Origin of the sequence: Pantoea sp. CCBC3-3-1, from assembly GCF_007981265.1 — a bacterium.
Taxonomy (GTDB): Bacteria; Pseudomonadota; Gammaproteobacteria; order Enterobacterales; family Enterobacteriaceae; genus Erwinia.
This window is the reverse complement of sequence record NZ_CP034363.1, coordinates 4,803,794-4,828,552: the sequence shown is the minus strand read 5'-3', so window position 1 is coordinate 4,828,552 and position 24,759 is coordinate 4,803,794. Positions and strand designations below refer to the sequence as shown.

The following is a 24,759-nucleotide window of genomic DNA, read 5'->3' as shown; positions in this document are numbered from 1 at the left end:
CTGATGGTGTAGAGGGTTAGCACTTACGCTTTACGCTGCTCAGCACGAGCTACCGTCTTTTCTTCTTTCTTTACCGCAACTGCGCCTGGCAGATTACGGCCGATCAGAGAACGATAGCCAACTGCCCCAACGCAGGCGCCAACGATCGGGCCAAAGATTGGCACGAGGAAATAAGGGATGTCACGGCCACCGGTAAAGGCAACATTGCCCCAGCCCGCCAGCCAGGCGAAAATCTTAGGACCGAAATCACGAGCCGGGTTCAACGCAAAGCCGGTCAGTGGGCCCATTGCGCCGCCGATAACGGCGATCAGCAGGCCGATGAGCAGGGGAGCCATTGGACCGCGTGGCAGCCCGTTACCGTCGTCGGTCAGCGCCATAATCAGACCCATCATCACAGCGGTAATCACGGCTTCCACCAGGAAGGCCTGACCAACGCTGATGTGCGGATTCGGATAGGTGGAGAAGATACCCGCCAGCTCAAGGCTGTCTACGCTGCCTCGCACCATATGGTGGGTCTGCTCGTAGTCCAGGAACAGATTGTAGTAGAGGGCATAAACCAGCGCGGCAGAGCAGAAAGCGCCCGCAACCTGCGCCAGAATATACGGAATAACTTTACGACGTTCAAAATTAGCAAACAGGCAGAGGGCGATAGTCACGGCAGGATTCAGGTGAGCGCCGGAAACGGCGGCGCTGAGGTAGACCGCCATCGCAACGGCAATCCCCCAGATAATGCTGATTTCCCACAGTCCTAACACTGCCCCGGCGACTTTTGCCGCTGCGACACAGCCGGCGCCAAAGAAAATGATGGTGCCGACACCCAGAAACTCGGCGATGCATTGCCCTTTAAGCGTACTTGTTGATTGACTCATGATGGTGTTTCCTGAAGGCGAGGTTTAATGTTCTACAGCGTTTTTTTTTCTCATTCCGTGAGTCGCCCCGATCTTTTGCGGAGCTGTTGTGAATTTATCGTTAACGAGCATAAACGAGAAATAGCGAAATCAAAAGTTGTGTGCTGTGTCAAAGAAATGAGCGTTTACGCGTCTTTCTGGCGGATTTTAGGCAGTTTCAGGCTTTCGTTTGAGTTTCTGTTTCGCAATCTGTTAACAATGACCTTACTTTCGTGGGGCGTAAATGTTGCAAAACCGGAACTTTACAGAAAATTCCCACTATCCGGCTACCCTACCGGTTCGCTGCTGGACTTGGCGGGCTGGTCTACTTACAATCGGAACATCGTTGCTATCCGCAGTCTGCTGGCTAAACCCTCACGATCGGCAATAGCAACATCAACGCCTTGCGATTAGGAGAGGTCATTTACGATGTCATTTGAAGTGTTCGAGAAACTGGAATCAAAAGTACAGCAGGCGATTGATACTATCACCCTGTTGCAAATGGAAATTGAAGAGCTGAAAGATCAGAATAATAATCTGAATCAGCAGGTACAACAGGCCGCTGGCAACAGCGAGAATCTGGTGCGTGAGAACCAGCACCTGAAAGAAGAGCAACTTGTCTGGCAGGAGCGTCTGCGAGCACTGCTGGGAAAAATGGAAGAAGTCTGATTTCCCAGTCAGGCTAACAGTAAAAAGACGGGTGCCTGTGTGCACCCGTTTTTGCTATTCGATATCGAGAGGCGCTTCGGAAAGGATAATACCGGTATTGTCGGCATACAGATGATCGCCGGAGAAGAAGGTGACGCCGCCGAAATTAACCCGGATATCGCTTTCACCAATACCTTCACCCGCCGCGCCAACAGGAATAGCGGCAATGGCCTGAATACCAATGTCGAGTTCTTCCAGGTCGTCTACCTGGCGCACCGAGCCATAGACCACAATGCCTTCCCATTCATTCTGTAGCGCCAGCCGTGCCAGATCCGCGTCAACCAGCGCGCGCCGTACTGAGCCACCGCCGTCTACCAGCAAAATGCGCCCGCGTCCGTTCTCTTCCAGCAGGTCATACAGAAGCCCGTTATCTTCGAAACATTTTACCGTAATAATTTGCCCGCCAAACGAGGTGCGGCCACCGAAGTTTGAGAAGAGCGGTTCAACGACATTCACATCTTCTTGATAGATGTCGCAAAGTTCGGAAGTATCATATTTCATAAGGGTTCATCTGTTTGCCACAGGGAGAGTAAGTATATCGCTATCTGCCGGTTGTTGGCAAAATCATCACGGGTTAAAACTTGCGATGGGTCAATCACATCTTCGTTAATTCATTACCAGACCGATGGCGAAAAGCAGATTAACCAGCAGGGCGCTTTTGACCGTTTTCGCCAGCATTGGGCGCATTGCGCTGGCTGAAGCTTCCCGCAGAATAAAATGGCCCTGATGCGACAGCAGCGGCGCGGCCAGCATAAACAGCCAGCCTGTCAGGCTCAGCGAAGCCATGACGGCAAATAAACCGAAACAGAGCAGCGAGCCAAAAAGTAAAAAAGCATGGTAGCAGCGAGCATTTCTGGTGCCCAGCCGTACGGCCAGCGTAAATTTGCCATTTTTCCGATCGCTTTCAATATCCCGCATATTGTTAACGTTCAGCACCGCGACCGCCAGTAAGCCGCAGGCACTGGCAGGCAATAACAGGACCGCGTTTAAATGATGTGCCTGAAGGTAATAGCTGCCTAAAACCCCAAGCCAGCCGAAGAAAATCAATACCGAAACATCGCCCAGGCCGAGATAGCCGTAGGGCTTTTTACCTACCGTATAGGCAATGGCAGCAACGATTGCCAGCGCGCCCAACGCCAGAAATCCCAGCATATCGTTCAGTGACTGGCACGAATTTACCACCAGAAAAACCCCTGAGATAAGCGTAAGCGCAACGGTAAGCACCAGCGCGACACGCATCTGTTTCTGGCTAATAAGACCTTTTTGCATACCACGCAGCGGCCCGATACGTTCAGGCGTGTCACTGCCTTTAACCGCATCGCCATAATCGTTAGCCAGGTTAGAAAGGATTTGCAGCAGCGCCGTGGTGAGCAGCGCTAACACGGCAGTAGAAAAATGAAACTGGCCTTGCCACCAGGCTAACGCTGAACCGGTTATTACCGAAGCGCACGCAAGAGGAAGCGTGCGTAAGCGAAGGCTTTCCAGCCAGGCTTGAGAGGAGGTCAGGGCTGGAACGGCACAGATGTTTTCCGTCATAGGGGTTCGCATTTGGCTTAAAAGGAATGGGGATGATAAGCAGTTTACTGTCTGGCCAAACCGGAAGAATTAATCCACATCAATGATAGTTACGACGTCGGGGGTTCTGTTAACACAGTGCTGATTAAAAGCGGATGAGATGCGCGTTCAGGCGGGGTTTTTGATGACGAAAGCGTTAAAAAAAAGGAGGCCGAAGCCTCCCGATCGTTGTGCGCTTACAGAATGAAGCGGCTGAGATCTTCATCGGCCACCAGCTCATCCAGATGCTTACCAACATAGTCAGCATCGATGGTAATGGAGGTACCGTTGAGATCGCTGGCGTCGTAGGAAATCTCTTCCATCAGACGTTCCAGCACGGTATGCAGGCGACGGGCACCGATGTTTTCAGCGGTTTCGTTAACCTGCCATGCGGCGGCGGCGATGCGGGTGATACCATCTTCAGTGAAATTGATATCCACGCCTTCAGTTTTCATCAGCGCTTTGTACTGAACGGTAACGGAAGCGCTTGGCTCAGTCAGAATGCGCTCGAAGTCGTGTGTTGTCAGCGCCTGTAGCTCAACGCGAATTGGCAGACGACCCTGAAGTTCCGGGATCAAATCTGACGGGCTGGCAACCTGGAACGCACCGGAAGCAATAAACAGGATATGGTCAGTTTTAACCATGCCGTGTTTGGTGGAAACGGTACAGCCTTCAACCAGCGGCAGCAGATCGCGCTGTACGCCTTCACGAGAAACGTCCGGGCCGGAGCTTTCGCCACGCTTACAGACTTTATCGATCTCATCAATAAACACGATGCCATGCTGCTCTACGGCTTCAATGGCTTCCTGCTTTAACTCTTCCTGATTGACCAGCTTGGCGGCTTCTTCTTCCACCAGCATTTTCATTGCGTCTTTGATTTTCAGCTTGCGCGGCTTTTGCTTCTGACCGCCCAGATTCTGGAACATTGATTGCAGCTGGCTGCTCATCTCTTCCATGCCCGGAGGCGCCATGATTTCCACACCCATTGGCGCAGCAGCCAGATCGATTTCAATCTCTTTATCGTCAAGCTGACCTTCACGCAGTTTTTTGCGGAAGGACTGGCGGGCAGCGGAAGGTTCCGCAGCGGCTTCTGCCTGGCCCCAGTTGTTTTTAGCCGGTGGGATCAGCACATCAAGAATCCGTTCTTCAGCCATCTCTTCGGCGCGATAGCGGTTTTTTTCAATCGCCTGAGAACGCACCATCTTAATCGCTGAGTCGGTAAGATCGCGGATAATGGAGTCAACTTCCTTACCTACATAGCCCACTTCGGTGAACTTAGTCGCTTCGACTTTAATAAACGGTGCGTTGGCCAGCTTGGCCAGACGACGGGCGATTTCCGTTTTACCAACACCGGTCGGGCCGATCATTAAAATATTTTTTGGCGTCACTTCATGGCGTAACTCGTCATCAAGCTGCATGCGGCGCCAGCGATTACGCAGGGCAATCGCTACAGCGCGCTTGGCGCCATCCTGGCCAATAATAAATCTGTTCAGTTCGCTGACAATTTCGCGCGGCGTCATTTCGGACATAGTTGGGATCCTTACGCTTTAGACGGTAATTCTTCGATAGTAAGATTGTGGTTGGTATAGATGCAGATATCGCCTGCAATACCCAGCGCTTTTTCCACGATGTCGCGCGCGCCGATCTCGGTGTTTTCCAGTAACGCACGGGCTGCTGCCTGCGCGTAAGGACCACCGGAACCAATGGCGATTAAATCATTTTCAGGCTGAATGACGTCGCCGTTACCGGTAATGATCAGCGAGGCGTTTTCGTCCGCTACTGCCAGCAGAGCTTCCAGCTTGCGTAGCATGCGGTCAGTACGCCAGTCTTTTGCTAATTCCACGGCCGCTTTCACCAGATGACCCTGATGCATTTCCAGCTTGCGTTCGAACAGCTCAAACAGCGTGAAGGCATCTGCAGTACCACCGGCAAAACCAGCAATGACTTTATCATTATAGAGACGACGCACTTTTTTGACGTTGCCCTTCATTACGGTGTTGCCGAGAGTAGCCTGGCCATCACCGCCAATTACTACCTGGCCGTTGCGTCGTACACTTACAATTGTTGTCACGGGCAGACCCCTTGTTGCAGTCGGAAGATTTCCCCGCGTTACCGCGGGGCAATGATGCAATCAGATATGGGGCGAGTTTGAAGGGTTTCAACCCCCGATGGCGAGAGGAATACAATTTGAGTGGCCCGCACCGCGCAGGCGTTTTAGCGTGCTGTCGGCGCTTGCCCGGTTGTTGTAGGGACCCACAACGACCCGATTCCAGCCGCCACCGGTGGTAATACGGCTTTCAAAACCTTCAAAAGCCAGCGCAGCGCGAGCAGACTCGGCCTGGTCGGTACCTTTGAACGAACCGCACTGCACCATCCAGCGCTGACTTTTCTCTTTTTCTGCCGGTTTCTCTACCGGTTTCGGTTTTTCTGCCTTCGGCGTCGTTACCGCTGGGGCCTGTACCTGACGAGCTGGCTCGTGGGTAACGGCAGGCTGGCTACGAGCAGGTTGAGTCTGCTGCATACGCGACTGCTGTTGCAGCTGCGTTTGCTGCTGTTGGCGCTGTATATTTTGCTGCTGCTGCTGCTGCTGCTGCTGCTGCTGCTGCTGCTGCAATTGTTGCTGTTGCTGCTGACGCTGCATGCTTTGCAACTGCGTTTGCTGTTGCTGACGCTGAAGCGTCTGCTGGCGCTGCGCTGGCGTCTGTTCGTTCCACGGTACTTCGTTAAGCTGGGTTGGCTGCTGGCGCATGTCGGCCTGCATCTGCTCAAGCAGCTGACGCTGTTCATCGGTCAACTGCGTTTGGGAATGCACTTCTCCCCCTGCGGAAGGTTCCGTAGGCGCAGGCACGGTAATCTGTCGATTTTCCAGCTCTTTGATATAGCGCCAGCGTTCTTCTGGTTTAGGCGGCAGACCGTTGCCCGCAGCTTTATGATCCGGAATGACAGGCGTTTCTTCTTCTTTTTTATGATGGGCGATAAACCACAGCCCGCCGACGAATGCTACCAGCACCGCAACGGCAAGCATCACCATGACTTTTGATACACCTGAACCACTGCTGCGCTTTTTACTGCGGCTGTTGCTCTTCTTGCGACGCGTCCCTGTCGAACGCCCGCGGCTTACGTAATCTTTTTGTGCCACTATCGTTCCGCTAATATTCAATGAAAGGTGAGCCCGGACCAGCGCTGGTGCCCCGGCTGTCAGCTCGCCATGTTACTCAAGGGCCGGAAGTTTGACCAGCAGCGATACGAGTAAGAATCTGCTGAATCTCGTTTTTAAGGTCGCCCGGGAGCGATTTTCGCGGCGATCAGTCCCTCGCATGCAGCGCTGGCGCCGTGCTGCCACGGATTTTTAATTCGAAATCCAACAGGCGAGATCCACTGTTAACCGGTTTACCCTGTAACTGCTCCAGTAACAGGTTCATCGCTTCACGACCAATATTAAACCGGGGTTGGGCAACGGTAGTTAACTGAGGATCGCTATAGCGCGACAGCTCAATATCATCAAAGCCAATCAGCGATAAATCCTTCGGTACCCGCAGCCCCATCAGTTTTGCCTGAGCCATGGCACCCAGCGCCATAATATCGCTGTGGCAGAAAAGCGCGTCCGGCGGTTTAGGCAGCGCCATCAGCTGCTTTAACGCCCGGCTACCGGCATCAAAGGTAAAATCTCCCCGCACAATATAGTGGGGATCCAGCGTAATGCCATTCCGCCTGAGTGCCTGAATATACCCTTGCAGGCGATACTGGCAGAGCGGCATATCCTGTGGCCCTGCAATGCAGGCGATGCGGCTGTGCCCCAGTTTAAGCAGGTGGTTGACGGCTTCAAATGCCGCTGTCAGGTTGTCGATATGAACCGTGGGGAGATCAAGCTCTGGGGCAAATTCATTTGCCATCACCATCGGCGGCAGGTTGCGTTGTTCCTCAGAACTGGTTTCAAACGGGACTTGTGAACCCAGTAACACCATACCGTCAATCTGACGGGTCATCATAAGGTTGAGAAAAGCATTCTCCTGGCTGTTCTGATGGGCGCAATCGCCAATCAACACCAGATAACCCCGATCGGCGGCTACCGTTTCAATCCCACGAATCATCTCGCTGAAAAAGGGATCGCAGATATCCGGCACGATAACCAGAATCGTACGGGATTCGTTGCGCCTGGCGCTGCGGGTCATTGCGTGGGGAGAATACCCAACGGCAATCACCGCCTCTTCAACTTTTTGTCGCGTTGCGGCAGAGACTTTTTCCGGATTCATTAGCGCACGTGACACGGTTGCTGTTGATACGCCCGCTTTTTCCGCCACGTCTTTCATGGTGGCGCCAGTGGCCTCTTGATTCTGCTCCAACGCTATTCTCCTCACGTCAGCTTGCGCTGACCTGACTGTCCAGGATATTGAAAAAGGGCATCGTCAGCGCTCTTGCCTGCTCAATGCCCTCTACAAAACTAACCGATGTCCATTAATGAAGTTACTTAATTTGCATAAAAACGCTGACTTGTGCGAATTTTTTCGAAACGTCTCGCAGCGCATTGTCACCATAGCAGGGCTGTTTCAACCTTCCGTTGGATCCACATCGAGGGTCCATTTAACTTTGCGCGCCTGCGGAAGTGTACCAATCAGCGGCAGAGTGGCCTTAATCAGTCTTTGCAGCACGCCTCTGGAAGGGTGTTGTAACAGAAGCTGCCAGCGATAGCGTCCACCGCGTTTCGGCTGGAGCGCCGGCACCGGTCCCATTACCCAAAATGCGTCATCTTTCAACGGGCTGGATTCCAGCAAGTTGCGTAGCTGCTGTAAAAACAGCGCCGACTGCTGGTTATCGTGATCGTCTGAGCGAAACAGAATGTGGCTGGTAAAAGGAGGTAAAAAGACGGTCTGGCGTTCATTCAGCGCCTCTCGGGCAAAGGCATCGTAGCCCTTGTGCAGCAGCGTTTGCAGGAGCGGATGGTCAGGATGGTGCGTTTGCAGCAGCACTTCGCCCTGTTTACCTGCGCGTCCAGCACGCCCGGCTACCTGGGTATAGAGCTGAGCAAAACGTTCGGCTGAACGGAAATCAGCAGAAAAGAGTGCGCCGTCAACGTCCAAAAGCGACACCAGCGTGACATCAGGAAAATGGTGACCTTTTGCCAGCATCTGCGTGCCAACCAGGATACGGGCACCGCCGCGATGAACATCCGCCAGATGTTGCTCCAGCGCGCCTTTACGGCTGGTGGTGTCACGGTCAATGCGGGAAAGCGGCACATCCGGGAATAGTTCGCTTAAGTTGTGTTCCAGCTGTTCGGTACCTAAACCGACAGGCACCAGATTTGTTGAGCCGCATTGTGGGCATTGATGGGGAACAGGCCGCTGGCTGTCGCAATGGTGGCAGCGAAGCTGACGATGATGCTGATGCAGCGTGTAATAACGATCGCAGCGCTGGCATTCGGCAATCCACCCGCACTCATGGCAGAGCATTGCGGGCGAAAAGCCGCGGCGGTTAAGAAACAGTAAGACTTGATTATCTGCCTTAAGATGCTCACCCATTTTTTTGATCAGCATGGGAGAGAGGCCGCCCTGAAGCTTAACGCCTTTCAGGTCAATCAACTGCTGCGTGGCCTGGCTCGCGTTCCCGGCTCGTTTATTCAGGTTGAGCTGGCGGTATTTTCCCATCTGGACATTGTGCAAGGTTTCCAGCGCGGGCGTGGCCGTGCCCATAACAATCGGAATATCTTCCTGGCGGGCGCGGAACACAGCAAGATCGCGGGCCTGATAGCGCCAGCCTTCCTGTTGCTTATAGGAGCTGTCGTGTTCTTCATCGATAATAATGACGCCAAGGCGGGCGAAAGGAGTGAACAGCGCCGAGCGGGTACCGATCACAATCGCCGTTTCGCCGCTGCGTGCTCTTAACCAGACCGCCAGCCGTTCGCTATCGTTTAGCGCCGAGTGCAGAACGTCTACGGGTGCATTAAAGCGTTCGCGAAAGCGAGAAATTGTCTGTGGCGTCAGGCCAATCTCCGGGACCAGTACTAACGCCTGGCCACCGTTGGCCAACACGTTTTCCAACACGCTGAGATAGACTTCTGTTTTGCCCGAGCCGGTGATGCCAGCCAGTAGCCATGCGGCAAAATGGTCATCTTCGCTGCGCATAGCGCCGACAGCGGTGGCCTGCTCGGTATTCAGTCGTAAACGCTCGCCTTTAACCGCATAGCTGGCGCGCCAGTCCTGCTGCGTACGACGCTGTTCCTGCAAATCACACAATCCTTTCGCCCGCAGAGCCTGCAACGTTGCGTCTGTAATATCGTGCTGGCTGATTTCGTGGCGGTAGAGATTACGCTGGCGCAGCGCCGCAAGTGCCTGCTGTTGTTTAGGCGCGCGTTTCAGACTCTCCGGCGCGGTTTCTCGCCCGGTCTCGGTAATAAACCACTGCCAGAGCGGCGCTGCCTGCGCGGGTTTCCCCTGACGCAGTAATACGGGCATAGCATGGAACAGCACTTCACCCAGAGGATAATGATAATACTCGGCTGCCCACAGCAAAATACGCCATAATGACGGCGACCAAATCGACTCGCTGTCCAATACTTCCTGAACCGATTTTAACTGATCGACAGGAAAATCGCTGGTCTCGCTAAGCCCGACCACGACGCCAATGGCTTTGCGTTTGCCAAAAGGCACGCTGACGCGCGCGCCAACCACTGCCGCAGGCAGATGGGGCGGTAACAGGTAGTCAAAGTTACGGGCCAGAGGGACGGGCAGTGCGACCTGAACAACGGGCATATATCATCCGGATGAAATAGTGAGCGAGATAGTGTACACTGTGTCTTCCGGATTGTGCGGATTCGATTGCAGCGAGCGGTTATTTTCTGTATAGTTCGCCGCCGTTGATACGGCTTTTCGGTATCAAAACACCTGAATTTTTAATCTTCGTGTGGTGCCGGTGCAGGGTTATCCTGGCACGGGAGAGCGACACGGCCTTAACTGAGGTTTCCCATGAAAAAAGGTATTCACCCAAATTACGCTGAAGTTACTGCTAAATGTTCTTGCGGTAACGAAATCAAAACCCGCTCAACCGTGGGTCACGACCTGAACCTGGACGTGTGCGGCAAATGCCACCCGTTCTATACCGGTAAGCAGCGTGATGTTGCCAGCGGTGGTCGTGTTGACCGCTTCAACAAGCGTTTCAGCATCCCAGGCGCTAAATAAGCAGCCCGACAGAAACGGTTCCCGTTTCGGATGTAATAAAAAACCCAGCCTCGGCTGGGTTTTTTTATGTTCCGGATGCGATCGTTATTTATGATGCAGGTCCGGAACATCATGTGAAGCGAACCGTCATTAAAAGCCGGTAGTCTCAGGCTTATTGAGTTCAACGACTTGGGCGATGATGTTGCCACCAAGATCACTGATCTTACTGACTTTTGGCGCATTAATGGCTAATTTTTCTGCGGAAATTGTGCCTTTTTTGCACAGTGCAAACCAGGAGCAGGAAGTACTACTGATTTTGCCTTCGGTGTTAAGCGTTAACGTTTTGCCTTCCAGCGTTCCGTAGTTGCTGATCCCGCTCACACCCGTAACCGTCAGCTGGTTTGAGGCCTGCAGCGTTCCGGTATTTTCAAAAGTGTTGGCATAAACAGTAATATTATTGCCGCTCAGGCTTGTTGCATTATTTACAGTCTCTGCGCTCAGGTAAGCAGCAGCCTGCGTAGCGACAGATCCGGTCGTCAATGTAATCGCCTTAGTTGCCTGTAGTGTTACACCTGTCGCGCCAGTGATGCTGCCGGTATTGATAATGCTGGTGTTCGCTATCGGAGCCAGAACATAGCTTTCGTTAGGCATATAGCCGGTACGCGCATAGACTGCACCCTCTGACTCAATCACACCGTTGTTCTCAATATCACCGGTATAAGAGACGATCTGATATGCGCTGGTTCCGCTCAGTGTTCCTTTCGCCGAGTTAGAAATCTTCCCGTTCGCCAGCGTGTACAGAACATTATCTGCTTTCACTGTTCCACTATTATTAAGCGCATTTGAGGAAACCAGCTGCACATTTTTACCCCTGATCGAACCTGAATTGTTCATTGAAGCAGCAGAGGAAAGCACAGCGCTACCGCTGGCCTTCATTGTGCCAGTATTCGTCAGCGAGCCATTTGATGAGATCTGAATAGCGTCTGCGGAGAGCGTGCCGTTGTTATTGACCCCGATGCCAGCTTTCGTCGTTTGCAGCTGAATAACGCCTGCCGTCACGCCGCCCAGCGCGCTGACATCGATAGCCGTCGTGAACAACGTGTGGCCGCCAGCAGAAGTTGACGTGCTGCTTGCGCTATCCCAGCTATATTTTCCGGCAACCGCGTTTAAAGAGTCAGTTTCAACCAAACCGTTGATGCGAACAGTTTCTGCCAGAATATCGGTATAGCTTTGCTTGTTCTTCAGGCCATTACCGTTGATAGTGACGCGGCCCTGAGTAACATTAAAACCTGTCAGCGCGCCGTCCGCCATGACCGGTGTGCCGGTCGTCAGTGTGGTGCGGCTGGTGTTAATAAAGCTACAGCCAGAACAGGTAATACCGTTAGGGTTAGCGATAATAACATCGGCTTTCTGGCCGGCGACTTCGATAAACCCACTCAACGTACTGGCCTTATTGGAAATAACTTCATTCAGGATGACTTTGGCGGCAGTATCCAGATTATTATTTTTCGCAATATTACCGCTATCACGTATTAAGTTTTCTGTACTATTGTTTAACACCATGCCTTTTTTACTAACGTTAAAATCTGTCCACATGTTATGGGAAAGCCCGTTGGCATCAGCTTTATTGATATCAACTACGGTTGAACCATTCCGGTGGGTGTAACTGGTTGGATTGGCAAACGCAGAGTGTGAAGCAATAGCAAATGTAGTTATTAAAAATAGTGCATTAAATTTATGAAGTTTCATTTATTAGTCCTTTAAGATTGGTTTTTCCTGTTTTTTAATATTGAGATGATAGTGAATGGGTATGTAGTCTCCTTTTAATATTTCCACTGAAGCGAAAAACCTAAGTTTAGCGGATCGGTATGGAACCCCTGTGGTTTTTTTAGAGGTGTTCCGGCATAAATATCATAGCCGGTGTTCCATGCTCTGCCACGTAAGCCGATAACGCTGCCTGCAAGCATTTTTCCCGAATAGTATTGTTGATTTTTATTGCCAATGACTCTTCCAACATCCAGGCCTAAATAAGGTTGAAAGCTTTTATCTGGTAAAACCCAGGTAATATCGTTTCGCCAATACCATCCCTGATTTTCCTGCAAGTTAGCTTCCCCATCGAAACCGCGAACCGTCCAGCGATTGCCCAGCGCGAATCCATCCAGTGATGAAAGCGTGTCAGGTGAAAGCTGTAGCATAAAATGAGGAGAATAATTTAGCGTCTGTGTAAGCAGAGCAATATTCATTGAGGCTTGTAAATCAAAGCTGATAACCCGCCCTTTACTGTCGATGAAATTCATTTGTTGTTCTTGCGTGGAAGAACTACCAAACCAGGGCATCTTTTTTTGATAACTCAGGCTGCCATTTACCACTGCTTTCTCAAAGTAGTGCTGGTGCTGTAGGACTGCTTTCCATCCAGCATTATGTTTACGCATGCTGGCTAGCTCGACATCCTCATAGTAGTAGCGTGAGCGGGCATTAAAAATCTGCAAGCCCATCGTTGTGCGCTGATGCACGGTGTTCGACAGCTGACGGTTAAGCTGTACGCTGTAATAAAAGTTATCGTTATTCAGCATCCAGCCTGACCAGTTACCTTGTACATGCTGCTGGTAGCGACTGCGGCTGGCGTACAGATCCATCCACCAATATTCCCATGGAATGCTGTAGCCAAAAGACTGGTTGCTGCTACCCTGAGGCTTATTTCGCGTATCAATATCATGACTCAGGGAGAGATACAGTGTGTCACTCAGTGAAGTAATATTATTGAGATAAAATACTGTTCCCGCCTGGTAACGCCCCGTTGCTTTGCTTCCTGCATCATTGAGCCAGGCACCCACCTGCCAAAATTTATCCTGTTCACGATGGATTAGGATATCGCTTTCCCCTTTTTCGGTACCTGGGATGAGATTAATTTTCACCGTAGAGCCAGGCACGCGTTGCAGGTTAAAGCTACCTTGTTCCAGATCGCTGAGATTAAGAAGATCGCCTTCGGCGAAAGGGAGCGTGTTTTTCAAATTAATATAGTTTGCTCCTCCTTCGACGAGTTTAATTTTACCAATATTCCCTGCTATAATATCAAAGTGTAATTCATGGCTGTTAAGATTTTGCTGCGGCATGCTTATTCTGGTTGTAATGTAACCCAGTCGAATAATCTCATTTTGCATAACATCTGCCAGTAATTTGATACCTTTACTGCCCAGGCATTTTTCCTTTGCCTGATCGGTAAAGTAATGCAATGTGCTGAGGTTTAACTTATCATTATCTTTTTTATAATAAATGTCATTAATCAGGTAGCAGGGTGATTCTTCAGGAAAACTAATGGCGAATTTTTCCAGGTTTTTTTTAGAAGAGCGCATTTCTTTTGCCGTTTTTTGCAGGTTTTCTTTACGGCTCTTATCCTGTTCGACACGATTTGCTGTCTGAGTGTTAAATTTTTTTTCAGCATTTTTTAGTTGAGGGAGTACCGTTTCTGCTGCCCGGGATTCCATAGTGTGAATAAAAAAAGCAGCAAGAAAAGGCAGCAACATCATTTTGATGTTGACGTATCTGTCCATGATTAAATCCAGGTTTAATAATCCATTATTATTGCCATATTTTAGTGTTTTTATTTAATTCGTACAATAGCGATAATTCTATATAGTAATTTACATTTCGATTGCAGGTTAGAAGAGGTTTACTGGATATAGGACGTTTTGTTATAAAAAAGTGCAGCAGCCAGGGGGGTTAAGAAAATAAAGGTACTGGCAGCAAATTTCCGCAGGAAAGTTTGCTGCCAGGAAGAGAAAGCGGACAGTGCGAGTTCCGCAGGGAACGTTAGTATTCCCAGGTATCCGGATCGACGCCCATCTCCCGCATGATGGCTTTTGCCTCTTCCGGGATTTCGTCGCTGCGTTCTTTGCGCAGGTCGACATCATCCGGCAGCGGTTGCCCAGTGAAAGCATGCAGGAATGCTTCGCACAGCAATTCGCTGTTGGTGGCATGGCGTAAATTATTGACCTGACGGCGCGTGCGCTCATCGGTCAAAATCTTCAGCACCTTTAACGGAATGGATACCGTGATTTTTTTGACTTGCTCGCTCTTCTTACCGTGCTCAGCGTAAGGGCTGATATATTCGCCGTTCCATTCAGCCATGGGTTACCTTAAATTAATTAAAAGTGAAAAATGCCGAAATCCGGCTAATTATGCCCGAAGTTGGAGCCCATCACACGCGACAGAACCACTTTCTGCTGGCTCAAGAAGCATAATATTAACGGTTATTGCCGAATTGCTCAATCTATACGCAAAGACATTTAGATGTCCAGATGTATTGACGTCTATCGACACCCTGTTATGCTGGTCGCTCTTCTTAATTCTCCTGCAGGAATTTATGCACCATGACGCGTAAACAGGCAACCATCGCAGTTCGCAGCGGTTTGAATGATGACGAGCAATATGGCTGCGTTGTCCCCCCGATTCATCTTTCCAGCACCTATAACTTTACCGATTTTAATGAGCCACGCGCGCACGACTACTCTCGTCGCGGTAATCCAACGCGTGACGTCGTACAACGTGCGCTGGCCGAACTGGAAGGCGGTGCTGGTGCGGTCATGACCAATACCGGTATGTCGGCGATTCATCTGGTCTGTACCGTCTTTCTGAAGCCTGGCGATCTGCTGGTTGCGCCACACGATTGTTACGGCGGCAGCTATCGTCTTTTCGATAGCCTGAGCAAGCGTGGCGCTTATCGCGTGAAGTTTGTCGATCAGGGTGATGAGGCGGCCTTAAAAGCGGCGCTGGCTGAAAAGCCTAAGCTGGTGTTGGTAGAAAGCCCAAGTAATCCTCTGCTGCGCGTAGTGGATATTGCATCGATCTGTAAAGCGGCGGCCGAAGCGGGCGCTGTCAGCGTTGTGGATAACACGTTCCTCAGTCCCGCGCTACAAAATCCGCTGGCGCTGGGCGCAGACCTGGTCATCCATTCCTGCACCAAATATCTTAACGGTCATTCCGATGTGGTTGCCGGTGCGGTCATTGCTAAAGATCCTGCGCTTGTCACCGAACTGGCATGGTGGGCAAATAATATCGGTGTGACAGGTGCAGCTTTCGACAGCTATTTATTGCTTCGTGGCCTGCGTACGCTGGCACCACGTATGGCGGCGGCTCAGCGTAACGCGCTGGCCATTGTTGACTATCTGAAGCAACAGCCGCTGGTGAAAAAGTTGTATCATCCTTCTTTACCCGAAAATGCGGGCCACCAGTTTGCCGTACGTCAGCAAAAAGGCTTTGGTGCCATGCTCAGTTTTGAGCTGGATGGCGACGAACAGACCCTGCGCCGTTTCCTGAAAGCGCTGGAATTGTTTACCCTGGCGGAGTCGTTAGGCGGCGTGGAAAGTCTTATCTCGCATACGGCTACCATGACCCATGCAGGAATGTCAGCAGAGGCACGGGCAGCGGCGGGTATTTCCGAAACGCTACTGCGGATATCCGTAGGAATTGAAGACCACGAAGATTTAATCGCCGATCTGGATAATGCATTCCGGATAGCGGCCGAGAGGTAAGCATGAGTCAGTCAGCAGTGGCAGCAGGAACGCGTCAGTTGCATAAGTTTGGTGGCAGCAGTCTTGCCGATGCTAAATGTTATCAGCGGGTCGCGGGGATTATGGCGGAGTACAGCAATCCTGGCGATGTGATGGTGGTCTCGGCGGCAGGTAGCACCACCAATCAGTTAATCAGCTGGCTTAAGCTGAGCCAGAGCGATCGGTTGTCTGCTCATCAGGTGCAGCAGGCGCTTCGTCGCTATCAGAGCGAGCTAATTAGCTCGCTGCTGCCGGCACCCATGGCGGAGACGCTGGTAACTGAGTTTATTCATGACCTGGAAAAACTCGCTGCGCTGCTGGATGGCCCCATTACCGACGCGGCCTATGCCGAAGTAGTCGGGCACGGTGAAATTTGGTCAGCCCGCCTGATGGCCGCTGTTTTGCACCAGCGTGATATTGCTGCGAGCTGGCTGGACGCAAGGGATTTCCTGCGCGCCGAGCGGGCTGCGCAGCCGCAGGTGGATGAGGGAAAATCCTGGCCGCTGTTACAGCAGCTGCTTGCTCAGCATCCCGGGCAGCGTCTGGTGGTAACAGGTTTTATCAGTCGTAATGATGACGGCGAAACCGTTTTACTAGGCCGTAACGGTAGTGACTACTCCGCTACCCAAATCGGCGCGCTGGCTGGCGTATCTCGCGTCACCATCTGGAGTGATGTCGCCGGGGTATACAGTGCCGATCCGCGCAAGGTGAAAGATGCCTGCCTGCTGCCTCTGCTGCGTCTGGACGAAGCCAGCGAGCTGGCTCGCCTGGCCGCGCCGGTTTTGCATACCCGCACGCTGCAACCGGTTTCCGGCAGCGATATTGATTTGCAGCTGCGTTGTAGCTATCAACCCGAACAGGGATCGACCCGTATTGAACGCGTGCTGGCCTCCGGCACCGGTGCGCGCATTGTCACCAGTCATGATGACGTCTGCCTGATTGAGTTCCAGGTACCGCCGCAGCATGATTTTTCCACCACGCACAAAGAAATTGAACGGCTGTTGCAGCGCGCGCAGCTACGTCCGTTGGCGACGGGTATCCATCCGGATCGCAACCTCATCCAGCTTTGCTACACCTCGGAAGTGGTGAGCAGCGCACTGACGTTGTTGCAGGATGCGGGCATTCCGGGTCGCTTACAGTTACGTGAAAGCATGGCGCTGGTTGCGCTGGTTGGTGCAGGCGTGTGTCGTAATCCGCTGCACAGCCACCGTTTCTGGCAGCAGTTAAAAGACCAGCCGGTCGAGTTTATCTGGCAGTCAGAAGAGGGCATAAGCCTGGTCGCCGTGCTGCGTGTTGGGCCTACTGAGCATCTGATTCGAGGTCTGCACCAGTCGCTGTTCCGCGCTGAAAAACAAATCGGTCTGGTACTGTTTGGTAAAGGCAATATTGGTTCCCGCTGGCTGGAGCTGTTTGGCCGCGAGCAGGAGAGCCTTTCTGCCCGTACCGGTTTTGAATATGTGCTGGCTGGCGTCGTCGACAGCCGGCGCAGTTTGCTGAGCTATGACGGGCTGGATGCCCGTCGTGCGCTGGCATTTTTTGAGGATGAAGCGGTTGAGCAGGATGAAGAATCGCTGTTCCTGTGGATGCGCGCACACCCGTTTGACGACCTGGTAGTACTGGACGTTACCGCCAGCGAACAGCTGGCCGATCAGTATCTTGATTTCGCCAGTCATGGTTTCCACGTTATTAGCGCTAATAAAGTGGCCGGAGCTTCCAGCAGCGATCGTTACCGCCAAATCCGCGACGCTTTTGCGAAAACCGGGCGTCGCTGGCTCTACAATGCCACGGTCGGCGCTGGATTACCGGTTAACCATACGGTGCGCGATCTGCGGGAAAGCGGCGACAGTATTCTCTCTATTAGCGGCATTTTCTCCGGCACCCTGTCATGGCTGTTTCTGCAATATGACGGCACGGTTCCGTTTACCGAACTGGTCGATCAGGCCTGGCAACAGGGGTTGACCGAGCCGGATCCGCGCGTCGATCTGTCTGGTCAGGATGTGATGCGCAAGCTGGTGATCCTGGCGCGTGAAGCTGGCTATGACATTGAACCGGATCAGGTGCGCGTTGAATCTCTGGTGCCAAAAAACTGCGAAGGCGAGTCCGTGGATCACTTCTTTGAGAATGGTGAAACGCTGAACGATCAGATGCAGCAACGTTTTGAGGCCGCGCAGGAAATGGGGCTGGTGCTGCGTTATGTCGCACGCTTTGATGCTAATGGCAAAGCGCGTGTTGGCGTAGAAGCCGTGAGAAGCGAGCATCCTCTGGCTTCCCTGCTGCCTTGCGATAACGTGTTTGCGATAGAAAGCCGCTGGTATCGTGATAACCCACTGGTGATCCGTGGGCCGGGCGCGGGACGCGACGTGACCGCCGGAGCAATCCAGTCAGATATTAATCGTCTGGCGCAGCTGCTGTAACTGCTTTCCGGGCCGGTATTCTCCGGCCCGTTGATTTTTCTCTCATCTTCTCCATTGCATGAATTTTATTCAACTTCGCTGAGATTTTGTCACGTCAGTTGATGATTTATCAGTTGACTCAATGAGGCCAATCGGTCATTTTGAATGTCTGGACGTCTAAACGTATGGACGTTTATTGCGGGTAAGTTAACCATTCTGCGATCGATGAGGTAAGCCATGAGTTTTTTCCACGCCAGTCAGCGCGAAGCGTTAAACCAAAGCCTGGCCGAGCTGAACGGGCAAATTAACGTTTCGTTCGAGTTCTTCCCGCCGCGCACCAGCGAAATGGAACAGACCTTGTGGAGCTCAATCGATCGCCTTAGCAGCCTGAAACCTAAATTTGTCTCGGTGACATACGGCGCCAATTCAGGCGAGCGTGACCGTACGCACAGCATTATCAAAGGCATTAAAGATCGTACCGGGCTGGAAGCCGCACCTCATCTGACCTGCGTGGATGCCACCCGCGACGAGCTGCGTGCCATCGCGCAGGACTACTGGGATAACGGGATACGTCATATTGTGGCACTGCGCGGCGATTTACCGCCGGGTGGCGGCAAGCCTGAAATGTACGGTGCGGATTTGGTGGCTTTGCTGAAAGAGGTGGGCGATTTCGATATTTCCGTGGCTGCCTACCCGGAAGTGCATCCGGAAGCAAAAAGCGCCCAGTCGGACTTAATTAACCTGAAGCGAAAAATTGATGCCGGTGCTAACCGTGCCATTACGCAGTTCTTCTTTGATGTGGAAAGTTATCTGCGCTTCCGCGACCGCTGCGTGAGCGCCGGTATTGATGTGGAAATTGTGCCGGGTATTCTGCCCGTTTCAAATTTTAAACAGCTTCAGCGTTTCGCGGCTATCACCAATGTCCGCGTACCCGGTTGGATGACCAGCATGTTTGCCGGACTGGATAACGATCCTGAGACCCGTAAAATGGTCGGCGCTAACGTGGCGATGGATATGGTGAAAATTCTCAGCCGTGAAGGCGTAAAGGATTTCCACTTCTACACGCTGAACCGTGCGGAAATGAGCTACGCGATTTGCCATACGCTGGGTGTGCGTCCGGCAACTTTAGCGCCAGCTGTCTGAAAGCACTAATTAAATTTGTTAATTCCTTCTTTACTTCTTCGAATGAAATGACAGGCTATGCTGGTTGTAAAGCTGATAAAAAGAGCGAAGGTTATAGCGTTTATGCCTTTTCAGACATAAACGCCTTAATAAAGTTAACCCGTATTACGCATTCCCGCCGCGACACCGGCAATCGTCACCATCAACGCCTGCTCGACACGAGGATCTACCTCTTCGCCATTGGTTTCCTGCTGGCGCGAACGATGCAGCAGCTCGGCCTGCAATACGTTTAGCGGATCGGTATAGACATTACGTAGCGCAATGGACTCTGCTATCCACGGCTGGTCAGCCATCAGATGCGCATCGTTAGCGATGGTCAGCACCGCTTTAATATCCGAATCAAGCCGATCGCGCAGCTGTTTGCCCAGTGGCCATAAGGATTGATCAACCAGACGCTGGTCGTAATATTCCGCTAGCCAAAGGTCAGCTTTGGCAAAGACCATTTCCAGCATGCCAAGACGGGTTGAGAAGAACGGCCAGTCGCGGCACATCGCTTCCAGCTGATCCTGATGGCCTGCCTGCATCGCTTTTTGCAGCGCCGCACCCGCGCCCAGCCAGGCCGGCAACATCAAACGGTTCTGCGTCCAGGCAAAAATCCACGGAATGGCGCGCAGTGACTCAACGCCGCCAGTAGGGCGACGCTTGGCCGGGCGTGAGCCCAATGGCAGTTTGCCCAGCTCCTGTTCGGGCGTTGCCGAGCGGAAATAGGGAACAAAATCGGCATTTTCACGCACGTAGCCACGATACATTTCGCAGGAATCTTTCGATAACTGGTCCATGATCTTCTGCCATTCTTTCTTCGGTTCCGGCGGTGGTAACAGGTTGGCTTCAAGGATCGCGCCGGTATAGAGCGAGAGGCTGCTGATGGTGACTTCCGGTAAACCATATTTAAAGCGGATCATCTCGCCCTGTTCGGTAACACGCAGACCGCCTTTCAGGCTTCCCGGCGGTTGAGAAAGCAGCGCTGCCTGCGCGGGTGCGCCGCCGCGACCAATGGTGCCGCCGCGCCCGTGGAAGAGCGTCAGTGCGATACCGGCTTTTTCGCAGGTTTTGATTAGCGCATCCTGCGCCTGATACTGTGCCCAGCTGGCCGCCATCACGCCGGCATCTTTCGCCGAATCGGAATAGCCAATCATCACCATCTGTTTGCCCTGAATAAAGCCGCGATACCAGCCGATATCCAGCAGCTGACGCATCACATCGTTAGCGTTGTTCAGATCATCCAGCGTTTCAAACAGCGGCGCGACCGGCATTGCAAAAGGAATGCCCGCTTCTTTCAGCAGCAGATGCACGGCCAGCACGTCGGAAGGGGTTTTCGCCATAGAGATCACGTAAGCAGCAATCGATCCTTTTGGCGCTTCCGCCGCCACGCGGCAGGTATCCAGCACTTCCTGCGTGTCGGCGCTCGGTTCCCATTGACGAGGCAGTAATGGGCGCTTGGAGCTCAATTCACTGATCAGGAACGCCTGTTTGTCGGCTTCAGACCAGCTGGCGTAGTCGCCCAGCCCCAGATAACGCGTTACTTCAGCAATGGCATCGGTATGACGCGTGCTCTCCTGACGAATATCGATACGCACTAACGGCACGCCGAAGCACTTCACGCGGCGCAGCGTATCCAGCAGCTGGCCGTTAGCAATGATGCCCATGCCGCACGCTTGCAGAGACTGATAGCAGGCGTACAGCGGATCCCACAGCTGGTCGTTAGAGATAAGCAGATCCGCCGGGCGCGGCAGACGCTCGCCTTTCAGACGCTGCTCCAGGTACGTTTGAGTGCTTATCAGCTGGCCACGCAGCTTTTTCATGATCTCGCGATAAGGCTCGAGCGCCTCCGGGTTACCGCACAGCTCGCGCACTTCTGGCGTACATTCCGACATCGACAGCTCGGAGACCAGCACCGCAATATCACGCAGGAACAGGTCGGTGGCTTTCCAGCGGCTCAGTTGTAGCGCATGACGGGTGATTTTGGCGGTGACGTTCGGGTTGCCGTCGCGGTCGCCGCCCATCCAGGAGGTAAACTGCACCGGCACAAAATCGACCGGCAGTTTCATGCCAAACGAGGCCTCTACCTGGTCGTTCAGCTCGCGTAAAAAGTTGGGTACGCCTTCCCACAGGCTGTTTTCCACCACGGCAAAGCCCCATTTAGCTTCATCGATAGGAGAAGGGCGGTATTTGCGGATTTCATCGGTATGCCAGGCTTGTGCAACCAGCTGGCGAAGACGACGCATAATCAACCCGCGGTCGTAATCGGATAAATCGTTATGATCTAACTGCTTCAGGCAGTTATTCACCTCGACCAGCTTATGAATCAGGGTGCGGCGGGTAATTTCAGTTGGGTGGGCAGTCAGCACCAGCTCCAGCGACAGCGACTCGATCGCCTCACGGATTTTCGCTTCCGTCAGGTCAGGCTGCTGCTTAAGACGTTCAAAAACGCCGCGCAGCATTTCCGGGTGGTTCGCGCCTTCGCCTTTCGGTGAAATAGTGTGGTACTGCTCGGCGACATTGGTTAAATTCAAAAACTGGCTGAAAGCGCGAGCCACGGGCAGCAGCTCATCATTAGACAGATTTTGCAGTGTTGACAGCAGTTCCTGACGATGGGCGTCGTTTCCCGCACGTGATGACTTCGAGAGCTTACGGATAGTTTCCACCCGATCCAGGATGTTCTCTCCAAGCGCATCCTTAATCGTATCCCCGAGCAGTTTGCCGAGCATACTGACATTACTTCGCATTGCGGAATATTGTTCGTTCATATGACCCCTGACACCCTTCTTGTTTTTGTCACTGTATGTCGCCGTCGCCGGCATAACGTTGTCTTTTATCAAGCCACGTTCACAACCGTTCGTCAATTGCCTTAATTATGCAAAAAGCTGTCGCTAACTGACGGGAATTTATGAAATTTAACAGTAGCGAAGTGAGATAAGTTAAACTTATCGTGAAAGACGGAATAATGCCGGGGCAGACCACTGTTTTTCCAGCTGAATGCCCCACATCACTTTTAGTGATGGCAAAAATGCTTCACTACCTGAGCGATCAGCTCACGAGTCGGTTTAATAAAGGCGGTATCGATATATTCATCTGGCTGATGCGCCTGATTAATCGATCCCGGCCCTAACACCAGCGTTGGACAAAGCTGCTGAATAAAAGGCGCTTCCGTGCAGTAATTAACGATTTCTGTCTCCGTTCCCAGCAGTTTCTCTACCACTTTGACCAGCTGATGGTCGGCAGGACATTCGTAGCCAGGAATGGGCGGATGCAGCTCATCAATAGTCAGACGGCCCGGCCAGCGTTCACTTACCGGTGCCAGCGCTTCGTTCAGCAGGCCATTGAGATCACTCAGCGCCAGCCCCGGCAGCGGGCGAATATCCATATGCAATTCACAGCAGGCACAAATACGGTTTGCCGCATCGCCGCCATGGATGTGGCCAAAATTCATCGTTGGGTAAGGGATCGCGAAGCCGTCGTGGTGATAGCGCTCCTGCAACGTTTTGCGCAAGCCCATTAGCTGGGTGATAGAAGCGTGCATCAGTTCAATGGCGTTGACGCCGCGGGAAGGATCGCTGGAGTGCCCGGATTGCCCCTGGATACGGATAGCGTTCGACATATGGCCTTTGTGCGCGCGCACCGGTTTTAGCGAGGTCGGTTCGCCAATAATTGCGCAATCAGGACGGATCGCCGTGCTTTCTGAAAAATATTTTGCGCCCGCCATCGTCGTTTCTTCATCTGCCGTTGCCAGAATGTAGAGCGGCTTTTCCAGCTTGCTAACGTCAACGTCACGCAGGCTATCAAGGATGAAGGCGAAAAAGCCTTTCATATCAGCAGTGCCCAGACCGTACAGCTTGTTGTCGTGTTCAGTCAGCGTAAAGGGATCGCGCGTCCAGCGGCCATCGTCAAAGGGAACGGTATCGGTATGACCGGCTAGCAGCAGGCCGCCTGCACCGCTTCCGGTCTTAGCCAGCATATTAAATTTATGGCGCGTACCCGGAACCGGTTGGACTTCTACCGTAAAGCCAAGGTCCTGAAACCAGCCGGAGAGCAAATTGATTAAACCTTCATTACTCTGATCGATGGCGCTGTCGGTTGCGCTGATAGAGGGTGTGGCAATCAACTCACGGTAAAGCTCAATAAAAGGCGGTAATTTTGTCTTCACTGTTGACAGTCCTTGCGTTAGGATAGTATCAATATTCATGCAGTAATAGTGAATAAAAATACATTAGTGGCGTAGGGATGGGAACCGATTATTTCACAAGCTCCCGCCGCCAGCCTCGTGGGAAAGCCGCGTTAAAACGCAGTAACCCGAATCTTGAGACCGTCATAGGGTGTCCGATGTTGAATACGCTAATTGTTGGTGCCAGTGGCTATGCTGGCGTAGAGCTTGCGACTTACCTGAATCGTCATCCTCAGGTGAACATAACCGCTTTAGCGGTTTCAGCGCAAAGCCCGGACGCAGGAAAATTACTCTCCGATCTTCATCCGCAGCTGAAAGGCATTATCGATATGCCGTTGCAGCCGCTCAGCAGTGCAGCAGAATTTGCAGATAAAGTCGATGTGGTCTTTTTGGCTACGGCACATGAGGTCAGCCATGACCTGGCGCCAGAGTTCCTTGCCGCAGGCTGCGTGGTGTTCGATCTCTCCGCCGCATTTCGCGTGAATAAAGAAAGCTTTTTCACCGAGAACTATGGTTTTGCGCATCAGCATCTGGACTGGCTGGATAAAGCCGTTTACGGCCTCGCCGAGTGGCAGCATGAAAAAATTAAAGAAGCGCAGCTGATTGCCGTACCGGGTTGTTATCCAACGGCGGCTCAACTGGCACTGAAGCCGCTGATTGAAGCCGATCTGCTGAACGACGCGCAGTGGCCGGTAATTAACGCGACCAGCGGCGTTAGCGGGGCAGGACGTAAAGCGTCGGTTAATACCAGCTTCTGTGAAGTCAGCCTGCAACCTTACGGTATCTTCACGCACCGTCATCAGCCAGAAATCGCGGCGCATCTGGGCACGCCAGTCATTTTTACACCGCATCTGGGCAATTTCCCTCGCGGCATCCTGGCGACGACAACCTGTCGTTTAAAAGCGGGTGTGACGCGTGAAGATGTGGCGGAAGCTTTCCATAACGCTTATCACGATAAGCCGCTGGTGCGGGTCTACGATAACGGCGTCCCGTCCATTAAGGGCGTGGTTGGACTGCCCTTCTGCGACATCGGCTTTGCCGTCCAAGGCGAACATGCGATCCTGGTTTCAGCAGAAGATAACCTGCTGAAGGGGGCTTCCTCGCAGGCCGTGCAGTGTTTGAATATTCGTTTCGGTTTCCCGGAAACGCAGTCACTTATTTAACCCGTGGGTA

At 52.4% G+C, this 24,759-nt stretch carries 20 protein-coding genes; 7 read left to right on the top strand and 13 right to left on the bottom strand.

The genetic code is table 11. The features are described 5' to 3' along the window. Positions 1-23 precede the first annotated feature (23 nt). Positions 24-869, bottom strand: a complete 846-nt coding sequence (locus tag EHV07_RS22615) for an MIP/aquaporin family protein (protein WP_147200325.1) — start codon at positions 867-869, stop codon at positions 24-26. 27 nt (positions 870-896) lie between these two features. Here EHV07_RS22615 and EHV07_RS22610 point away from each other — a divergent pair, with 27 nt between their 5' ends. Then, positions 897-1,301 (top strand): hypothetical protein, encoded by a 405-nt coding sequence (locus tag EHV07_RS22610; RefSeq protein WP_147200324.1) that lies wholly within the window; start codon positions 897-899, stop codon positions 1,299-1,301. A gap of 15 nt (positions 1,302-1,316) precedes the next feature. After that, entirely contained in the window at positions 1,317-1,556 is a 240-nt protein-coding gene (gene zapB, locus EHV07_RS22605) for a cell division protein ZapB (RefSeq protein ID WP_147200323.1), read from the top strand. 54 nt (positions 1,557-1,610) lie between these two features. On the opposite strand, the gene rraA is transcribed toward zapB, so the two are convergent. The 7 genes from rraA to priA form a co-directional block, all read right to left on the bottom strand. Continuing rightward, the gene (rraA, locus tag EHV07_RS22600; protein WP_147200322.1) at positions 1,611-2,096 is read right to left on the bottom strand and encodes a ribonuclease E activity regulator RraA; all 486 of its coding nucleotides are present in this window, start codon (positions 2,094-2,096) and stop codon (positions 1,611-1,613) included. A gap of 105 nt (positions 2,097-2,201) precedes the next feature. Beyond that, positions 2,202-3,131 (bottom strand): 1,4-dihydroxy-2-naphthoate polyprenyltransferase, encoded by a 930-nt coding sequence (locus tag EHV07_RS22595; RefSeq protein WP_147200321.1) that lies wholly within the window; start codon positions 3,129-3,131, stop codon positions 2,202-2,204. A 215-nt stretch (positions 3,132-3,346) separates the two neighbouring features. Beyond that, the gene (hslU, locus tag EHV07_RS22590) at positions 3,347-4,678 is read right to left on the bottom strand and encodes an HslU--HslV peptidase ATPase subunit (RefSeq protein WP_147200320.1); all 1,332 of its coding nucleotides are present in this window, start codon (positions 4,676-4,678) and stop codon (positions 3,347-3,349) included. A gap of 11 nt (positions 4,679-4,689) precedes the next feature. Further along, complete coding sequence (gene hslV / locus EHV07_RS22585) at positions 4,690-5,220, bottom strand: ATP-dependent protease subunit HslV (RefSeq protein ID WP_147200319.1); 531 nt, start codon at positions 5,218-5,220, stop codon at positions 4,690-4,692. 87 nt (positions 5,221-5,307) lie between these two features. Further along, positions 5,308-6,288, bottom strand: a complete 981-nt coding sequence (gene ftsN, locus EHV07_RS22580; protein WP_147200318.1) for a cell division protein FtsN — start codon at positions 6,286-6,288, stop codon at positions 5,308-5,310. 166 nt (positions 6,289-6,454) lie between these two features. Further along, complete coding sequence (cytR, locus tag EHV07_RS22575) at positions 6,455-7,492, bottom strand: DNA-binding transcriptional regulator CytR (RefSeq protein WP_147200317.1); 1,038 nt, start codon at positions 7,490-7,492, stop codon at positions 6,455-6,457. 204 nt (positions 7,493-7,696) lie between these two features. Next, the gene (gene priA / locus EHV07_RS22570) at positions 7,697-9,895 is read right to left on the bottom strand and encodes a primosomal protein N' (protein WP_147200316.1); all 2,199 of its coding nucleotides are present in this window, start codon (positions 9,893-9,895) and stop codon (positions 7,697-7,699) included. 213 nt (positions 9,896-10,108) lie between these two features. On the opposite strand from priA, the gene rpmE reads away from it, so the two are divergent. Then, positions 10,109-10,321 (top strand): 50S ribosomal protein L31, encoded by a 213-nt coding sequence (gene rpmE, locus EHV07_RS22565; protein WP_147200315.1) that lies wholly within the window; start codon positions 10,109-10,111, stop codon positions 10,319-10,321. A 129-nt stretch (positions 10,322-10,450) separates the two neighbouring features. On the opposite strand, the gene EHV07_RS22560 is transcribed toward rpmE, so the two are convergent. From EHV07_RS22560 to metJ, 3 genes are all read right to left on the bottom strand, one after another. Continuing rightward, the gene (locus EHV07_RS22560) at positions 10,451-12,049 is read right to left on the bottom strand and encodes a filamentous hemagglutinin N-terminal domain-containing protein (RefSeq protein WP_147200314.1); all 1,599 of its coding nucleotides are present in this window, start codon (positions 12,047-12,049) and stop codon (positions 10,451-10,453) included. Between the two features lie 74 nt (positions 12,050-12,123). Next, positions 12,124-13,851 carry a ShlB/FhaC/HecB family hemolysin secretion/activation protein gene (locus EHV07_RS22555; RefSeq protein ID WP_254446282.1) on the bottom strand — a complete coding sequence of 576 codons (1,728 nt, stop codon included), beginning with the start codon at positions 13,849-13,851 and terminating at the stop codon, positions 12,124-12,126. 259 nt (positions 13,852-14,110) lie between these two features. Continuing rightward, on the bottom strand, positions 14,111-14,428 hold the full coding sequence (metJ, locus tag EHV07_RS22550) for a met regulon transcriptional regulator MetJ (RefSeq protein WP_013200201.1): 318 nt from the start codon (positions 14,426-14,428) through the stop codon (positions 14,111-14,113). 242 nt (positions 14,429-14,670) lie between these two features. Here metJ and metB point away from each other — a divergent pair, with 242 nt between their 5' ends. The 3 genes from metB to metF all read left to right on the top strand — a co-directional run bounded on the left by metB (position 14,671) and on the right by metF (position 19,385). Next, the gene (metB, locus tag EHV07_RS22540) at positions 14,671-15,831 is read left to right on the top strand and encodes a cystathionine gamma-synthase (protein WP_147200312.1); all 1,161 of its coding nucleotides are present in this window, start codon (positions 14,671-14,673) and stop codon (positions 15,829-15,831) included. 2 nt (positions 15,832-15,833) lie between these two features. Beyond that, positions 15,834-18,263, top strand: coding sequence for a bifunctional aspartate kinase/homoserine dehydrogenase II (locus EHV07_RS22535; protein ID WP_147200311.1), 2,430 nt, complete (start codon positions 15,834-15,836; stop codon positions 18,261-18,263). 216 nt (positions 18,264-18,479) lie between these two features. Further along, complete coding sequence (gene metF, locus EHV07_RS22530) at positions 18,480-19,385, top strand: methylenetetrahydrofolate reductase (protein ID WP_147200310.1); 906 nt, start codon at positions 18,480-18,482, stop codon at positions 19,383-19,385. A 134-nt stretch (positions 19,386-19,519) separates the two neighbouring features. Here the strand turns inward: metF and ppc are convergent, their stop codons facing one another. Both ppc and argE read right to left on the bottom strand, forming a co-directional pair. After that, positions 19,520-22,171, bottom strand: a complete 2,652-nt coding sequence (ppc, locus tag EHV07_RS22525) for a phosphoenolpyruvate carboxylase (protein ID WP_147200309.1) — start codon at positions 22,169-22,171, stop codon at positions 19,520-19,522. Positions 22,172-22,416: 245 nt separating this feature from the next. Then, positions 22,417-23,568 carry an acetylornithine deacetylase gene (argE, locus tag EHV07_RS22520; RefSeq protein ID WP_147200308.1) on the bottom strand — a complete coding sequence of 384 codons (1,152 nt, stop codon included), beginning with the start codon at positions 23,566-23,568 and terminating at the stop codon, positions 22,417-22,419. Between the two features lie 176 nt (positions 23,569-23,744). Here argE and argC point away from each other — a divergent pair, with 176 nt between their 5' ends. Continuing rightward, the gene (argC, locus tag EHV07_RS22515; protein WP_147200307.1) at positions 23,745-24,749 is read left to right on the top strand and encodes an N-acetyl-gamma-glutamyl-phosphate reductase; all 1,005 of its coding nucleotides are present in this window, start codon (positions 23,745-23,747) and stop codon (positions 24,747-24,749) included. Positions 24,750-24,759 lie beyond the last annotated feature (10 nt).

Coding starts and splice junctions, on each gene's coding strand:
- rpmE (WP_147200315.1), top strand. CDS start 10,109: ATGAAAAAAGGTATTCACCCAAATTACGCTGAAGTTACTGCTAAATGT.
- metF (WP_147200310.1), top strand. CDS start 18,480: ATGAGTTTTTTCCACGCCAGTCAGCGCGAAGCGTTAAACCAAAGCCTG.
- hslU (WP_147200320.1), bottom strand. CDS start 4,678: ATGTCCGAAATGACGCCGCGCGAAATTGTCAGCGAACTGAACAGATTT.
- metJ (WP_013200201.1), bottom strand. CDS start 14,428: ATGGCTGAATGGAACGGCGAATATATCAGCCCTTACGCTGAGCACGGT.
- EHV07_RS22535 (WP_147200311.1), top strand. CDS start 15,834: ATGAGTCAGTCAGCAGTGGCAGCAGGAACGCGTCAGTTGCATAAGTTT.
- EHV07_RS22615 (WP_147200325.1), bottom strand. CDS start 869: ATGAGTCAATCAACAAGTACGCTTAAAGGGCAATGCATCGCCGAGTTT.
- priA (WP_147200316.1), bottom strand. CDS start 9,895: ATGCCCGTTGTTCAGGTCGCACTGCCCGTCCCTCTGGCCCGTAACTTT.
- EHV07_RS22560 (WP_147200314.1), bottom strand. CDS start 12,049: ATGAAACTTCATAAATTTAATGCACTATTTTTAATAACTACATTTGCT.
- rraA (WP_147200322.1), bottom strand. CDS start 2,096: ATGAAATATGATACTTCCGAACTTTGCGACATCTATCAAGAAGATGTG.
- ppc (WP_147200309.1), bottom strand. CDS start 22,171: ATGAACGAACAATATTCCGCAATGCGAAGTAATGTCAGTATGCTCGGC.
- EHV07_RS22555 (WP_254446282.1), bottom strand. CDS start 13,851: ATGGACAGATACGTCAACATCAAAATGATGTTGCTGCCTTTTCTTGCT.
- argC (WP_147200307.1), top strand. CDS start 23,745: ATGTTGAATACGCTAATTGTTGGTGCCAGTGGCTATGCTGGCGTAGAG.
- EHV07_RS22595 (WP_147200321.1), bottom strand. CDS start 3,131: ATGACGGAAAACATCTGTGCCGTTCCAGCCCTGACCTCCTCTCAAGCC.
- metB (WP_147200312.1), top strand. CDS start 14,671: ATGACGCGTAAACAGGCAACCATCGCAGTTCGCAGCGGTTTGAATGAT.
- zapB (WP_147200323.1), top strand. CDS start 1,317: ATGTCATTTGAAGTGTTCGAGAAACTGGAATCAAAAGTACAGCAGGCG.
- EHV07_RS22610 (WP_147200324.1), top strand. CDS start 897: ATGTTCTACAGCGTTTTTTTTTCTCATTCCGTGAGTCGCCCCGATCTT.